The sequence below is a fragment of the Thalassospira sp. NFXS8 genome (assembly GCF_040148805.1).
Lineage (GTDB): Bacteria > Pseudomonadota > Alphaproteobacteria > Rhodospirillales > Thalassospiraceae > Thalassospira.
The window spans coordinates 118,856-134,198 of the sequence record NZ_JAGEMF010000007.1; the positions used below are offsets into that span (position 1 = coordinate 118,856).

Annotated in this window: 13 protein-coding genes; 6 read left to right on the forward strand and 7 right to left on the reverse strand. The window is 48.7% G+C overall.

Features of this window, described 5'->3' with window-relative positions; translation table 11 throughout:
- Positions 1 to 617: 617 nt before the first annotated feature.
- From J4E05_RS23205 to J4E05_RS23230, 6 genes are all read left to right on the forward strand, one after another.
- The gene (locus tag J4E05_RS23205; RefSeq protein WP_349600702.1) at positions 618 to 1,826 is read left to right on the forward strand and encodes a winged helix-turn-helix transcriptional regulator; all 1,209 of its coding nucleotides are present in this window, start codon (positions 618 to 620) and stop codon (positions 1,824 to 1,826) included.
- A 1,131-nt stretch (positions 1,827 to 2,957) separates the two neighbouring features.
- Positions 2,958 to 3,833, forward strand: a complete 876-nt coding sequence (locus J4E05_RS23210) for a ParA family protein (RefSeq protein WP_349600704.1) — start codon at positions 2,958 to 2,960, stop codon at positions 3,831 to 3,833.
- Positions 3,833 to 4,315, forward strand: a complete 483-nt coding sequence (locus tag J4E05_RS23215) for a hypothetical protein (RefSeq protein WP_349600707.1) — start codon at positions 3,833 to 3,835, stop codon at positions 4,313 to 4,315. Before J4E05_RS23210 ends, J4E05_RS23215 begins: the two co-directional genes overlap by 1 nt.
- Before the next feature lie 863 nt (positions 4,316 to 5,178).
- Positions 5,179 to 6,297: a replication initiator protein A gene (locus J4E05_RS23220; RefSeq protein ID WP_246832945.1), complete on the forward strand. Its 1,119-nt coding sequence runs from the start codon at positions 5,179 to 5,181 to the stop codon at positions 6,295 to 6,297.
- A 422-nt stretch (positions 6,298 to 6,719) separates the two neighbouring features.
- The gene (locus J4E05_RS23225; protein WP_349600710.1) at positions 6,720 to 7,289 is read left to right on the forward strand and encodes a helix-turn-helix domain-containing protein; all 570 of its coding nucleotides are present in this window, start codon (positions 6,720 to 6,722) and stop codon (positions 7,287 to 7,289) included.
- Positions 7,290 to 7,296: 7 nt separating this feature from the next.
- The gene (locus tag J4E05_RS23230; protein ID WP_349600713.1) at positions 7,297 to 7,836 is read left to right on the forward strand and encodes a GNAT family N-acetyltransferase; all 540 of its coding nucleotides are present in this window, start codon (positions 7,297 to 7,299) and stop codon (positions 7,834 to 7,836) included.
- Between the two features lie 76 nt (positions 7,837 to 7,912).
- Here the strand turns inward: J4E05_RS23230 and J4E05_RS23235 are convergent, their stop codons facing one another.
- The 7 genes from J4E05_RS23235 to J4E05_RS23265 form a co-directional block, all read right to left on the reverse strand.
- A complete protein-coding gene (locus tag J4E05_RS23235) occupies positions 7,913 to 8,356 on the reverse strand; it encodes a MaoC family dehydratase (protein WP_349600715.1) in 444 nt (147 codons plus the stop codon).
- Between the two features lie 333 nt (positions 8,357 to 8,689).
- On the reverse strand, positions 8,690 to 9,619 hold the full coding sequence (locus tag J4E05_RS23240) for a carbohydrate kinase family protein (protein ID WP_349600718.1): 930 nt from the start codon (positions 9,617 to 9,619) through the stop codon (positions 8,690 to 8,692).
- Complete coding sequence (locus J4E05_RS23245) at positions 9,616 to 10,695, reverse strand: ABC transporter ATP-binding protein (protein ID WP_349600719.1); 1,080 nt, start codon at positions 10,693 to 10,695, stop codon at positions 9,616 to 9,618. Before J4E05_RS23245 ends, J4E05_RS23240 begins: the two co-directional genes overlap by 4 nt.
- On the reverse strand, positions 10,692 to 12,203 hold the full coding sequence (argH, locus tag J4E05_RS23250; RefSeq protein WP_349600722.1) for an argininosuccinate lyase: 1,512 nt from the start codon (positions 12,201 to 12,203) through the stop codon (positions 10,692 to 10,694). Before argH ends, J4E05_RS23245 begins: the two co-directional genes overlap by 4 nt.
- Before the next feature lie 4 nt (positions 12,204 to 12,207).
- A complete protein-coding gene (locus J4E05_RS23255; protein WP_349600725.1) occupies positions 12,208 to 13,056 on the reverse strand; it encodes a carbohydrate ABC transporter permease in 849 nt (282 codons plus the stop codon).
- Position 13,057: 1 nt separating this feature from the next.
- Positions 13,058 to 13,990, reverse strand: a complete 933-nt coding sequence (locus J4E05_RS23260) for a carbohydrate ABC transporter permease (protein ID WP_085591275.1) — start codon at positions 13,988 to 13,990, stop codon at positions 13,058 to 13,060.
- Between the two features lie 17 nt (positions 13,991 to 14,007).
- Complete coding sequence (locus J4E05_RS23265; protein ID WP_085591276.1) at positions 14,008 to 15,261, reverse strand: sugar ABC transporter substrate-binding protein; 1,254 nt, start codon at positions 15,259 to 15,261, stop codon at positions 14,008 to 14,010.
- Positions 15,262 to 15,343 lie beyond the last annotated feature (82 nt).

Consider the following 15,343-nt stretch of genomic DNA (forward strand, 5'->3'; position numbering starts at 1 on the left):
GGCCACATTTTTCAACACCTCCGCAAAACGCCCTCCGGCATCTCGGCAACTCTGACTTTCACCGCCCCTATCCTATTGGCATTTTGCAGTCTGAACGCTTTTTACAGCATGCTTATCCCGTTCGCCTCCCAAGGCAGGACATGCAAATCCGGTCGGCTATTTCCCGGCTCTACACCAAGCATAAGAAGACCGGAAACCGGCGGTGCTTTCTTTACCCCCGGCATCTGGTACAGCCGGGCAAGAAAATGCTCCGGTCACTCATTGCGACTCTATCGCAAGAAAGCGGTAACTGTTTTACCCTATGCTGAATTTCGCGATAACGCCCTCTGCGAACATGCCGCACATACGAAACATTAATCTAATGCCCATATGCTTTATGTTCGTTACTGGCAGGCTTGCTATTTCGGGCAATTAGCACACCGCAAGTGGCTATCGCGCTCCGAACAAGGCCCAAAGAGGGCCGTACAAAACCCTGAAATAACCTGGATCGATCCTGCGAAAAAGATGATTTGCATTTAACCACTGAGATCATCAAAATAAGGGACGTGTTATTTTTAAAATATCTTATTAAAGTTTTGTGTTAAAAGCATAAATCGGGAGCGGTAGAGGGACATCATTTGGAGCAAAATTCGTTCAAACAGACGTTAGACAAACTGCGACAGAACCTGGCTGACGACAGGCAAAAGATTGCAATGGAGACTGACGAGCTATACCGAGACATAGCCGTTGAAACAGCCCCTCCCCCGGCTCATATAAATCTCGATACGTCTGATTATGTGGGAACAGCGCTGAAAGCTGAACGAGTTCTTGGCCAACTTTCCGAACGGCTGAGCAATCCTGATAGAAAAATGCGCGTTGGCGTTGGCGCAGCACTTGCCGATGCCTGTGAAGCTGTTTCAGCCGAGGGACGCGGCGCAACTCCGCGCAGATTACTGCAGTTTTATGCTCATCTTGGCGAAACATCCGCCCATTTTGAAAACCTCAGCGGGGCCGCCGATGTGTTTGAAACTCTTTTATCATGTTACAACACCGGACACAGACCCTTAAGCCTTGAATTACTTATCCATATTGCAACACGGTCAAGCATACGCTCGCGTAACTGGCTGGAGCCCGGACAAACGGACAAATGGCGACAAATTGTTGCCGATCGTCACGTTCCCAGCCCTGTTCCCGAAAATACTATCGAACGACTTCACAGCCGTATCATGGAAATTTCACCAGATTCCGGGCTAATTGGCGCGGCCGACGCATTATATATAGTGCTTGATGTGATGAATCAGGCCCGCCTTGACAGCCTTGACCTTAATCTTCCTACATCGACCCGGCATTTGCAGATCGAAATAAGCGATCCTCAGGCTGCTTACTGGAATCGGATCGCTCGTATCATGGTCCCTTTTCTCATCAGTCATTTCTGCCAGGGATTATTTCTACCTGTCATTACAGGCGATGCACTAACCCGCCATCTGCCAAAAATTGCCGAACTTCTGGCAAGAAAGGCACCGTCACGTGTGGCACGGCAGTTCACCGTTAATATTCTTGCCGCATCACTAACTAAACTTGCCGACATAGACCGGCTGATAAACGAAAAATGGAGTCATGCCGATCATCTGGCGCGACAGGGGCGCGGCACCAGCCTTGACAAAATAAACACACATCTTTTTCAAACCGGCAGCATATGTGTTGCTGACATAATTAAAGACTGTAACATTACGCCACAAGCCGCCCATTATCAGATCAAACGCCTGTTGAAAGCTGGTGTTGTATCCCCCGGGCCGCGGGGAAAGCTTGGCGGTCATTACTTTCTTGACGTGTTACTTCAAATGTAAGCTCGCCCTTTTATAGCAATATGCACTTGATGACCTGGTTGTGATTTTAACAACCTGTCACCGACAACATGTAAAATAGTCCCCTACACCAACTCGCGTGGAAATTTGTGTCAAAGCCAACACCCACCTGGAACATTTTAGACACAGCCGCCCTCACCCACACCACAGGCACGGCCCAAAATTTTAGGTAATCAGGCTAAACGGCATGACACCGAACGGATTTTACCGTATGCTTGCACCCTATTTCGCGGGCAAAAGAACATATTTTGAAGCAATAAAATCAATAAAAACAATTACTTGAATCTAAAAAAACGAATATCGTTTATCGTTTATCGTTTATCGTTTCTACGTGAGACGATAAACGTAAACGGAATAATCGAAAAATGATTGACCGTTTATTGCGTAACCGTGTAACCGTGTAACCGTGTAACCGTGTAACCGTGTAACCGTGTAACCGTGTAACCGTGTAACCGTGTAACCGTGTAACCGTGACACGGATATCGGATAATCTATATACGTAAATCGAAAACTTGATTGCCGCGTCACGATTTTCGACAACCGATTAAACGATATTCGAAAAACGTTTATTGAATAATCGTGATACGTTTAAACGAAATTCACATTTACAAATATCGGTTGGTCGTGATACGATCATCGATAAATTGAGGAACGATTTAGGAAGAATCGAAAAGCAAATTATCGTGTTACGATTTTCGTAAGATGGATTTTCGATGATCGAGTAACGATACTCGTATATCGGAAAATGAATGTACGAAACTCGAATTTGAGTTTTACGTGAATCGGGTAATCGAGTTTTGATTTTCGGGAAACCGTAACTCAAAAATCAAACGACCGGAAAACGAAGGATGCTTTCTCGATTACCAAAAAGTGCATTATCGATAATTCGATTTTCGAAAAACGAAAACGACAATCTCGGAAAGGCAAGAAACGCAACACCGAAAACCGCGGCACGATCAAGCGTTTTTCGTATCTACGAATTCGCATAAATCGAATCCCCGCCAATCACATTTCGGATTACGTATGTCGATTATCGACTTTCAAAAGATCGATATACGTAATCCGGTTACCAACCAGGGCCGAAGCTGAACCAACGAGGTCAAGGAACACCAAATGGCACGCTATAATTACGACTTGCCGTCGGATCTGATTGAACAGGTACGGGCAAAAGGGCCCATGGTAATCGCCACCCTTAATGAAAAAGGCGGTGTCGGCAAAACCACCCTTACTTTTCAGATTTGTGTCCATCTTGCTGAAGCAGGATTGAAAGTTCTGGCGGTTGACCTTGATCCGCAAGGAAACCTGACCAAAACAACCTTACGCTATGGCGAATTGCAACATGATCGGGTTTTTAACGATACCGACGTTGATCGCGCCAACTCCATGACCATTTTTTCAAACGCCAATGAGCGTGTCAAACCTCTGCCGGTCAGCGAAAACCTTGCTTTAAATACCGGTAATACAAACCTTGTTGCCTTAATGGGCATCCAGCATGATCTGTTGCTGGAACTTGACGAATACCTCGCCCGACAAACCGATTATGACGTCATCATTATCGATTGCCCGCCAACGCCAGGCAACCACGTGACGGCCGCAGCAATGGCGGCAGACTATGTATTGTCCCCAGCCAATGCCGATGAATATTCGTCTGATGCCATTAAAAATGTGGTTAAAACCATTACCCGGTTCAAACGCAAATATAATCCGGGCCTTAACCTGCTCGGTGTCATCCTCAATGACGTCGATAACAGTTCCAAAATCAAAAAAGATTATATTGAACTGATGCGGGGCGAGGGGGTCGACCCTGACGAGTTCTATTATGGAATTCGCGACAAAATATTTGAAGCCAGGCTTGGCAAGCGGGTAGCATTTCAGGAATCCCAAACGGTTGGCATGCCAATCACGCGCTATCAGCGGGGCAATGCTGCCGATGAAATGTATGCCTTTCTACTTGAACTGCTAAACCGTCTGAACAAGGAGGACGCGTAATGGCGACCAAACCGAATTTCGCCCGTCTCGCCCGCCGTGAACGCGTTAAAAAAGTTCCTCCGCGCCCTGAAGACCTTGCCGAAATCTGGAGCCCGGACGAAACGGCTGCTGACATCGCTGACGCCCAGGAACATGCAACAACAGAAGCGGCAGCACCAGACCAGGAAGCATCGGGTCCTCTCAATACACCAGCCACGGCGCCGGCCTCAGCCGCAGCAAATGTCCGCGATATCCATTCCGGCAAGGAATATATCGGTTTGCTGCGAATAGAAACCAAAGTGGACGAGGCCGTTGATCACGTCATACGAATGCTGGTTCGCAAACGCAAAGCTAACTTGCAGAAGAACGACCCGTTACCGGAAGGTGAGGAATATACCCGAGCCGATTTTATGCGCGAGGCGTTAATCCGCTTCTGTCGGGACCTTGATAGCAATTTTGACGACCGAATCGAGCTTCAACGCAAGGTTATGGAAGAAGATTAAAAGTTCGTAACATCGCGGACAATTCCATAACACAATGCCATCTCCGAACGACCCTAAAAACGGCGGTTTTCCTACAGAACTGCCGTTTTTTTATTAAAACGGAGTAGGTTAACAATCCTCCGCTTAAACTCGCCCCAACCAAAATCGCACTATATCGTCCTGCATCTAAATTGGCCGATTTCGATATTAAAGACGTAATCTGCCAGATAACCATGCCGATAACTGGTTCTGAAGACCTAAAGTTTTCTTCAAACACCCGAAATCTCCTTACGGCGGATAGTAATCCCGAAATCCGCGTTATCCCCTCCAGGGCAGGGTATTCTTGCGGTACATCTTCGGCATTTCGCGGACCATTTTTACGCCAAATGTCCTCATACCTTCCCGACATTGCCTTCAGAATGTCGTCCACTTCGTCTTTAGCTGCATTCTATCATGTCCGCGATGTACCGATTCGACCCGGAAACGATTCGTTATAACGCGGACAAATCGACGTTAAACATTTGGAAATACTTTTTAAAGCATCGGTTTAACAACAAAAATCATTTAATATCAGCAACTTAATAAAATTGACTACCAAAATGTAAACCGGCACGCTTTAACCTGCTCGTCACAACGCGGACAAAACCGTAAAACTGCATCTCAAAACGAATGAAACAGGGCCTTAAAAAAATCGGCCAAACACGGTCCTGATGAATACGACCGTGAAATGCCGAATATTCAAGCCGCTAGCATTCGTTTTTCTCGTCACAACGCGGACATTTTTGTTCGGTACATCGCGGACAAATACGAATCAATACATTGATATATCGGGCAGATTTGACCAAACTCGTCACAACGCGGACAAAAGGGAAAAGGGTTTACAGGTGGCGAGTTCTCAACAGGTAGATCTTTTTCTGGATCAGCTGGTCGACGGTGCGCCGTTCAAGGACGACCGGATGCTGATGGAACATCCATGGTTCTCCCTGACCAAGCAGCCACGCCGGACCCCATTTCATTATAGCCGGGGCGGGGTTGATATTCGTATCGAGCCCGGTGCCAAAGGCATGGCAAATATCTATGACAAAGACCTGCTGATGTATCTGGGGTCGATCATTAATGAAAAGCTGGAACGCGGAGAGAAGGTTAGCGATCGCAAGATAACCTTCGCGGCGCACGACTTTTTGCGGTCGACAAAACGCCAGACATCCAAACGCGGCTATACGCTTTTTCTTGATATGCTGGAACGACTTGACGGCACACGCGTGCGAACAAACGTTGAGTCAGGCAATGACAAAATCCGCTCCGGTTTTGGCTGGATTGAAAGCTATCGCATCATTGAACGCAAAACAAAAAATGGTCGGTCCATGATGGCCGGGGTGGAAGTAACCCTGAATGAATGGATGTTCAAAGCCATCGTCATTGACCGCCGGGTTCTGACCATCAGTCCACGGTATTTCGATCTGTCAAAAGGCCTTGAAAGGCGCATTTACGAACTGGCTCGCAAACATTGCGGACAACAGCGCAGCTGGTTGATCAGCATTCCGTCGCTTAAAGAAAAATGCGGATCAGACCGCGAAGAACGCAAATTCCGGGCTGACCTCGGCAAAATTATCATTGATGCCAATATCCCCGATTATAGCCTTAAAATGGGCAAATCCGCCGATTTTGACAGTGCTTTCAAAAGCCGGAACCCCAAGGAATGGATGCTGGAGGTTCGCCCCATACGTCCGCAAAGTGACGAACCGATCGAAGCAGCAGCCAATCCGGCCGAAGAAAGCCCCGATAAACTGTTTGAAATCGGCGATACACGCTTTCGCCCCAAGCCATTATCGATCCACGTCATCAACAATGCCCGTGAGCGCTTTCCAGAGTGGGACATAGACCATCTGGAGCGCGAATGGGCAGGTTCAAGCCAAAGAAACCAGCTGGTCATCAAGGACCCTGAAAAGGCCTTCATGGCGTTCTGCGAACGGTATGTTGCCAACCGCAGTATCGATATGTAACCCGTCCTGTGGATAAGTTTTGATAGTCAACAGCACATCACGGACGAAAGATCGGTACATCGCGGACAAAGGTTCGATACTTTGCGGTCGTGCTTTTGCGGACGTGATATTTGATACATCGCGGACAATTAATCGATACATCGCGGACGTCTAACTGCCCCGGACTCCTGAAAACAAAAAGGAGTCTCTGCCATCCGTAACTTATCTAACTTTACTCTAACACTCTTTATTAACTCATATAACAAATCTAAGGGCAGGGACGTTATATTCTGATTAATATTTTGTTAATGAATAAAACGACTTGGCAAACATCACGGGCAACACAAAGGCAGAAATTACCCAATTGTCCGCGTTATCATCAAAACGTTTTGCCAATAAAAAAAAGGCTTGCGCTGTTCCATTTTTGGGAATAAATCCCACATATGGAACAAACGCCTGAAAACAGCTTAGATATCAAAATAGCGACCCAGCTCAGGGTACTGCGCCAAAACCACGGCTGGACGCTTGAAACTCTGGCAAACAATAGCGGTATCAGCAAATCAACCCTTTCCCGGCTGGAAAAAGCGGACGTCAGTGCCACCACCATCTTGCTCGCCAGGTTATGCTCTACATATGGAATTACATTATCCCGGCTGATCTATATGGCCGAAGAAAATAATTTTGCGCCTCTGATCCTCAATAACGATCAGGAAATCTGGACTGATCCTGACACCGGCTTTATTCGCCGTTCACTATCACCTCCTACAGGGCGTCTGAGAGGTGAAGTGCTGGAGTGCATCATACCAGCCGATACCACGATAACATACGCCCAGCCGCCGCAAACGGGGCTGGAGCATCATCTTGTCATGCAGGCGGGGAAACTAACCCTGACACTTGATGATAAACAATATGTACTGAACCAGGGTGATTGTCTGCGCTATCAGCTATCAGGCTCAAGCAGTTTCCAAACATCACCAGATCAAATTGCCCGTTACCAGCTATTCATTCTGTGAGACAAACATGACGAAAATAAGCACGCTTGAAATTGATAGCTATGACGGGACACAGCTGCAAATACAGATCGACGCTCTTGCTAAAATGCTTCATGCCTGCGTGCAAAGTGGAGCCAGCATCAGTTTTGTTCAGCCCTTCACAATTAATGCAGCCAAAGACTTCTGGCATCAAAAGGTGTTGCCTGGCGTTCTTGACGGGAGCCGAATTTTACTTATTGCCAAAATTGAAGGACAGCTTGCCGGCTGCGTTCAGCTTGATTGCAATACACCGCCCAATCAACCTCACCGTGCCGAAGTTGCCAAATTATTGGTGCATCCTGCATTTCGTCGTAAAGGCATAGCACGAGCGCTAATGATCGCCCTGGAAGATGCAGCCCGGCAGCATCAACGTCGCCTGATCACCCTTGATACGCGCACAGGCGACCATGCCGAACCTTTATATCGCACATTGGGTTATCAAACAGTTGGAACCATTCCCGAATATGCCAAGGATCCTTTTACAGATACATTTGATGCAACGACGATAATGTACAAATTGATCACGTAACGTTGGCTGAAAACCAAAAAATAGCTTTGCCCATCATTTGATGCAAGTCAGCTATAATGGTTTATCAAGCAGTGGCTTAACGGCGTTCAACCATTAAAACGTGGCTTGCCGTTAGAACGGTTTCGTTTTTCTGGTTTACCACATCAATTTGTTCAATTACTTCGCCGAAATCCGGGTTATCTGCCATTGTTTTCAAATCACCAATCGTGATCCTTGATTTAAGTGTATCGCCTATAAAAACAGGGCGGACAAACCGTATGCGGTCGTAACCCGATGAAAACGCGCCCGGGTTGTTGGCCGATTGTGCTGCCAAACCAATGCCAAATGCAAAAACCATCGTGCCATGAGCAATGCGGCGTTCAAACGGTGTATGTTTGGCATATTCCGCATCCATATGATGTGGGGAAAAATCACCGGTATGACCTGCATGTACGACAATATCGGTTTCTGTGATGGTGCGCGCAGGACTGTGGCGGATGTGGCCAATACGGTAATCTTCAAAAAACTGCTTTTTTTCCACGCCAGTGTCCTGTGTGTTGCGCCAAGGTCATGCACCTGCATGAGCCTGGCAGGCTGGGGAAATTCATTAAAAAAGAATTTTTATCATTTTAGCAATGCTTTGGCATGCTTGCCAATTGATCATGACAAAAAACACACCCGTATAAAACAGGCATGTTTCACCATATAGTGACTATGAGAAAGTTTAGGCAGGCATGACTACAAATGGCAGAATTTTGCCAGGATAATTGCCCTATAGCATAGATGGGACAGCAAGCCGGGCACCCGTCAACATGTGATGGCGCCCGACAATGCGAATTTAAAAAAACGTCAAGATTAAACGACGCACCTAAGTCTAAGCCACGACATGGTGACGGGATGACAAGTTGCTTGCTCCACCGGCCATTTGCACAGCTTTACTACCGGCTTCAATACCTGCTTTCAGGCACTCTATTGCGGGTAATTTTTTTAACCAGAAATCCAGAAAACCCGCATTAAAGGCATCGCCAGCTCCGGTTGTATCCACAACCTGTACCGACGGGGCTGGGTGGTGCAGAATATCGCCCTCTACCGCAATATATGCCCCGCCCATACCAATTTTTAAGGTGACAATACGAAAAGACCGAGCCAACACCTTTAAGGCAGACAAAGCGTTCTCCTGCCCGGTTATCGCACGGGCTTCTTCCAGATTGGGCATAAAAATATCAATCCCGGCCGCGTTTTGAAGGATCTGGCTCCCGTGAATGAGGGTTTCATCCCAGCTTGGATCCAGAGATATGGTCAATCCACAGTCACGCGCCTGTTCAACCAGATCCGGGATTTCATGTAATGTTGCATATTCGGCAATATGCAAATGGCGGGCTTGTTTCCATTGCCAGGCCTTTGATAAAGTCGCCGGACGTGCTTCCCCGGCCCGGCGAGACAAAAAGGCACGGTCATTGTCCTGAATGGTTACAACCGTCACCTGTGGCCCGGCATCGGGGGAAATTTCCAAAAATTGTAACTCAATGCCACTTTGTTCCAGTGTTGCCCTTAAAACAGCCGATAGCGGGTCTGTGCCAACCCGGCTGAGCAGGGCTGCCGGGCGACCTGAATGATGTAAATGTGCAGCCGTGATAAACGCACCGCCGCCAGCCTCAATCGCGAGGTTTTGTGCAAAAACCTCGCGGCCAAGAACCGGCATATTTTCCACACCGGTAAACAGCAAGTCACAATAGGTTCGGCCAATACACAAAACGCCGCCGGTATTGTGTGGGGCAGGGGGAGGAGATGTTTTTGTATTCATGGGCGCATCAAAGCCTTCTGACTGTCGCTGTCAAAAAAATACAGGCTTTCAACATTAGCTGTGACAGAAACAGTTTGACCCGCGGCCAGCTGATGAAGGGCAGGGGCCGATGCAATGATAACACCATCTGCCGTATCAATATGCACCAGCGTTTCCGACCCCAATGGTTCCAGAACCAGTATTTCCCCGTTAAGGGTCAGACCGGTTTTATCAGTAGGTTCCCCAACCGTCAGGGCATGGGACCGTACCCCCACCGAAACATTGCTGTTTACGGCTACTTTGGGCGATGCAACAGACAAAACAGCATTGGCGTTTTGTGCAACCAGACCGTTTTGCGTGGCAATTGCACTAATCATGTTCATCGACGGGTTGCCAATAAACCGGGCTGTGAAAATGTCAGACGGGTTTTCATAAAGATCGGTCGGCGAGCCACTTTGCAAAATATAACCATCTCGCATGACAACAATTCGGTCTGCCATTGTCATGGCTTCAACCTGGTCATGGGTGACATAAACAATCGTGCTTTTTAACCGCTGATGCAGGCGTTTGATTTCGATGCGCATTTGCGAGCGTAACTGTGCATCGAGATTGGAAAGCGGCTCATCAAACAAAAACGCCACCGGGTTGCGTACCATGGCACGGCCAATGGCAACACGCTGGCGTTGCCCGCCCGAAAGGGCGGATGGTTTACGGTCCAGTAATTCAACCAGACCCAGCATTTCGGCTGTTTCCTCGATGCGTTTGTTTTTATCGGCTTTTGACATTTTGGCGGTATAAAGCCCAAAGCCGATATTCTGGCGGACAGACATATGCGGATAAATCGCATAGTTCTGAAAAACCATGGCGATGTTGCGTTCTTTGGGTTCGTGTTCGTTTACAACTTCACCGCCAATGCGCAAATCACCACCGGTGATCGGTTCCAGCCCCGCAATCATACGCAATGTGGTTGATTTGCCACAGCCCGACGGGCCAACAAGAACAACAAATTCGCCATCCTTAACCGTCAGGTCAATGCCGTGAATGGTTTCAATGGCACCATATTTTTTGGTGATTTTTTCCAGTTGAATTTCGGTCATGCGCTGGCTCCCGGCAAGGCATTGAATTCTGATTGAAGCAGTTTATCGGCATCTTTTGCGCGCTCGATATAAGCCGAAAGGCCAGCGCGAAGGTTTGATAAGGTATCGCGATAACATGCAAGTGCCTCGGTTATGGCTGTGTCACCGGGGCCGCCAAAACGGTCGCGCACGGCGACAAAATGGCGGGCCGAAACCACAGTTGCAAACCGCGCTGCATCCATTTTCGTTTCCCGGCCGGTGCTTTGGACAAAGGCCTGTTTGAACGGGGCATAGCCATCAATTGTTAAATCACCGTTCACCGCCACAATGGTTTTGGCCACATGGGCGGCAATTTCATGGGCCTCGCGGAACGATAAACCTTCATTGCGCACCAGGTCATCGGCCAGTTCGGTAATCGTGATGCAGGATTTGCGAATGTTTTCCGAAACCTTGTCTTCGTTGATTTGAACGGCGGAAACAAAGCTGGTCATAAGGTCAATCACACGGCCTGCCGTGGCAAAGGCCTGATAGCCAAATGCCTGGGTTTCGCCTTCGCTGTCATTCATGTCGGTAAAGGGTGTGTTATGCATGATTTCGATCATGCCGCGTGCACGGGCAAAAGTCTGGCTCGCCAGCAGGCGCATATGTTCAATCGGCACCGGGTTGCGTTTTTGCGGCATGATTGACGAAATTTGCACCAGTGCATTGGGTACATAAAGCTGCCCGACCTCGAAACTGGACCAGAATTGAAAATCCTGTATTGGCCGGCCAAGATGAAGGAACAGCAATTCGATCGCCCCATAAGTGCCGCTGACATAATCAATCGCGGCAATGCAGCTGTATGAATTGCGCAAGGGGGCATCAAACCCCAATAATTCGGCCATCCGGTGCCGGTCAATGTTAAAACCCGATGTCGTAATGGCCGCTGCCCCCATCGGTGACAGGTTGACTGTCGCCAGCGCATCAAGCAGGCGTTTTGCATCGCGTAGCAAAACTTCGATCAGGGCAGAAAGATAATGGCCAAAGCTGGTGGGTTGGGCCGGCTGACCGTGGGTATAGGCCACAATCAGGGTATCTTTTTCGGCCTCGGCCTTGTTAATGGCGGTTTCAAGCAATGTCAGGATTTTGCCCAGCAACCCGGTAATTTTGGAACGGAGCTGCAATTTGAACAGGGTATGATCGATATCGTTACGGGACCGGGCCGTGTGCAGGCGCCCGCCTAAATCCGCGCCAAGGCGGGTTTTTAATTCCTTCTCAATCAAAAAGAAAAAATCTTCGACCTCGCCGGTATAAACCAGTGTTGCCGGGTCAATTTCCTGTTCAATTGCCAAAAGGGCATTGGCAATTTTGCCAGCCTGATCGTCGCCCAGAATTTTCTGTTCGCGCAGCATCACCAGATGGGCGCGGTCTATGCGCTGAAAATCATGGGCGAAATGGTCACGTGCGCCATCAAATAACGGCCCCAGAACCGTGTTTTTATAGACGGGATCGGGAAATGTGGTGTGATCGGTGTAAGGTGTTTTTGCCACGGTCTTATCCTTTCAACCCGGCCAGCATGATGCCGCGCACGATAAAGCGTTGCAGAACCAGAAACACAATCAGGGTGGGAATGGTGGCAAGGGCAGCACCGGTCATGATCTTTTCCCACTGGATGGATTGCTCGATGGCAAAACTGGTGAGACCAACGGGCAGGGTGTAAAATTCCTGACTGGTTGTCACAATCAGCGGCCAGAAAAAGGCTGTCCAGTTACCCAGAAACGTGAAAATGGCAAGGGCGGACAGGGCAGGGGTGACCAGTGGCAGGGCAATTTTCCACCAGATCTGAAATTCATTCAGGCCGTCAATGCGTGCGGCTTCAAGAAAGTCATTGGGGACGGTTTCAAAAAACTGCTTCATTAAAAACGTGCCAAAGGCCGTCATCATGCCGGGGAACATTACCCCCCAATAAGTATCAATCCAGCCCAGCTTGCTTGCCATCAGATACCACGGGATCACCAGCATTTCGGTGGGGATCATCAATGTTGACAGAATGGCGAGAAAGATCAGATAGCGTCCGCGAAAGTCAAATTTCGCCAGGGTATAGCCCACCAGACTGTCAAAAAAGACGTTGGACAGGGTGACGGTGGTGGCAATGCCCAGTGAATTGCCAAACCAGCGCAAAAAGCGTCCGTCCGACAGGACCTGAATATAGTTATCCAGTGTGGGATATTCGGGAAACAGGCGCATGTCGTACACCTGGCTGGCATCCTTAAAGGATGTGCCAAACATAAACAGGATCGGGGTGATCATGATCAGGCCGCCGATCAAAAGAACAGCCCAGGTTATGATGCGTCCGGGGTGGGCTTTGGCCTGCATCAGGCCTTCTGAAATTGTCGTGCTCATCTCAACGTTCCCTCATCACCCAAAGCTGCATCAGCGAAACAACCAGCAAAATGGTGAATAAAACCACTGTCTGTGCTGCGGCATAGCCCATTTGATAGGACGAGAATGCGCTTTGATAAATCATCAGAACCAGTGGTTTGGTAGAATTTAACGGCCCACCGGGATCGTTGGTGGTGATGTTGTAAACCTGGTCAAAAATTCGCAAAAACCCGATCGAGGAAAACACCACCAGAAAAACAGTGGTCGGTTTTAAAAGGGGGAGAGTGATTTTGCGCAAGATTGCCATTTCACCCAGCCCGTCGATGCGCGCAGCTTCATAATAGGTTTGCGGGATAGCACGAAGTCCGGCCATGAAAATGACAATTTGAAAGCCAATACCGGCCCAAATCGCCGTTGCCAGCACCGATGGCAATGCCTGGTCAACTGACCGGATAAACGGTTGCTGGGCAATGCCGAAATCAGATAGAAAACCGTTGATAATGCCAATCGGAACAGGTTGATAGAACCAGCGCCAGACCCAGGCCATTGCCGATGCCGTGGTCAGGAACGGCAGGAAATACAGGGCACGAATAAAGCCCTGCATAAACCGCACCCGGTCAAGGAAATAGGCAATGATGAAAGCAAAGAACAGACTAAGCGGTGTGCCGACCAGCAGGTAGGTGAAGGTGTTTTTAAAGACCTGCCAGAATTGCGGATCGTTAAACAGATGTCGGTAATTGTCCAGACCGATGAAATTGGGTTCGCTTAGCAAATCCCAGTCGGTAAAGGACAGCCAGAAGGCATCCAGTGTTGGATAAAAACGGATCCATGAATAGAAAATGATCGGCAGTGCCAGAAACCCCCATGCCCATAAAACCCGTTTGGTTTGCATGCGCAGGCGTTTCCGGCTGCGCCCCGCGGGGGGCGCAACCTGTGTGTTATTGGCCGAGGTCATGGCGTTGACCCTATCTTTTATTTTTTGCTGTGATCAATGATGGCTTGTTCGGCTTCAGCCGCCTGCTTCAGGCTTTCAGCCGGGGCCTGGTCCTGCAACAGAACGCGATTAACCATGTCGATCGAAACCTGACGCTGGGCTGATTCATCAACAAACAGAGTGGTATGCGCGTAATCAAGGCCCTTCAGGAACGGACCATAGATCGGATCTTTCAGGTTTTCATCGGTCATGGCCGCTTCGCGGCGGGCCGGAAGTTCACCCACGGTTTTTAACCACACATCCATTGCTTCTTTTGAAGAAACAAATTTCAGGAATTTTTCAGCGGCTTCAAGTTTTTCACCTTCAACACCGGCGGCAATGCCATTGGCAAAATAGCTGGCGTAATTGGAACGAAGGCCATCTGCATTGGCGGGAAGTTCGGTAACACCCCAGTCAAAATTCTTGATCGATGAAAATGATCCCAGGCGGAAGGTGCCGTCAATCGTCATGGCAGCAAGGCCGGCACGGAACGCAGCCTGTCCTTCATCCATAAAGCCGACTTTGCCGACTTTTTCGTCCGTTTGCAGGCCGGTATAAAATTCAAGCGCCTTTTTGCCGGCCTCATCATTGTAATTGACCTGGGTGTAATCGTTTTTGTACGGATCGCCGCCAAATTGACGTACCAGAACTTCACGCCACCAATGCTGGTCCTGTCCGGCCATATCAAGGGTGATACCTGCCGAAATCATATTGCCGCTACCATCCTGTTTAACGGTAGCTTGGGCTGCTTTTACCAGTTCATCAAGGTTTTGCGGCGGATTTTCCGGGTCGAGGCCCGCTTCCTTGAACAGCTTTTTGTTATAAAACAATGCAAGCGAGCGAACGGCGGTAGGCAAACCGTAATATTTGCCATCGCGTTTCATCGCCGTCACAATCGGGAAAAAGTCTTTCTCGATTTCAGCACTGGGAAACATGTCTTCGGAAAGCGGTTGCAACAGCTTGCCCGATGCAAATTTATCCAGCCAGCCGTAAAACAACTGCATGACTTCAGGGCTTTTGCCTGCGGCTTTCGCGGCGACCAGGCGGGTCTGGTAATCGGCATAGGGGAAGGTTGTTTGCTTGACCGTGATATCAGGATTAAGTTCCTCGAACCGGTCAATCAGTTCGTTCATGGCGGTGACGCGACTATCAAACAGATACTGCCAATATTCAATTTCAACAGCATGGGCCTGTGATGCACCTGCCCCCCAAAGACCGGCTGCAATTGCAGTCAGTGCAAGATATTTACGCATTGTCGTCTCCAGTTATGTAAAGCCCCTGAAAGGTTCCCCAACATTGATTTTGGCTTTTTTGACGCGCATAAGCCCCGATTTG

Coding starts and splice junctions, on each gene's coding strand:
- J4E05_RS23215 (WP_349600707.1), top strand. CDS start 3,833: ATGGCGACCAAACCGAATTTCGCCCGTCTCGCCCGCCGTGAACGCGTT.
- J4E05_RS23255 (WP_349600725.1), bottom strand. CDS start 13,056: ATGAGCACGACAATTTCAGAAGGCCTGATGCAGGCCAAAGCCCACCCC.
- J4E05_RS23230 (WP_349600713.1), top strand. CDS start 7,297: ATGACGAAAATAAGCACGCTTGAAATTGATAGCTATGACGGGACACAG.
- J4E05_RS23245 (WP_349600719.1), bottom strand. CDS start 10,695: ATGACCGAAATTCAACTGGAAAAAATCACCAAAAAATATGGTGCCATT.
- J4E05_RS23225 (WP_349600710.1), top strand. CDS start 6,720: ATGGAACAAACGCCTGAAAACAGCTTAGATATCAAAATAGCGACCCAG.
- J4E05_RS23265 (WP_085591276.1), bottom strand. CDS start 15,261: ATGCGTAAATATCTTGCACTGACTGCAATTGCAGCCGGTCTTTGGGGG.
- J4E05_RS23240 (WP_349600718.1), bottom strand. CDS start 9,619: ATGAATACAAAAACATCTCCTCCCCCTGCCCCACACAATACCGGCGGC.
- J4E05_RS23210 (WP_349600704.1), top strand. CDS start 2,958: ATGGCACGCTATAATTACGACTTGCCGTCGGATCTGATTGAACAGGTA.
- J4E05_RS23260 (WP_085591275.1), bottom strand. CDS start 13,990: ATGACCTCGGCCAATAACACACAGGTTGCGCCCCCCGCGGGGCGCAGC.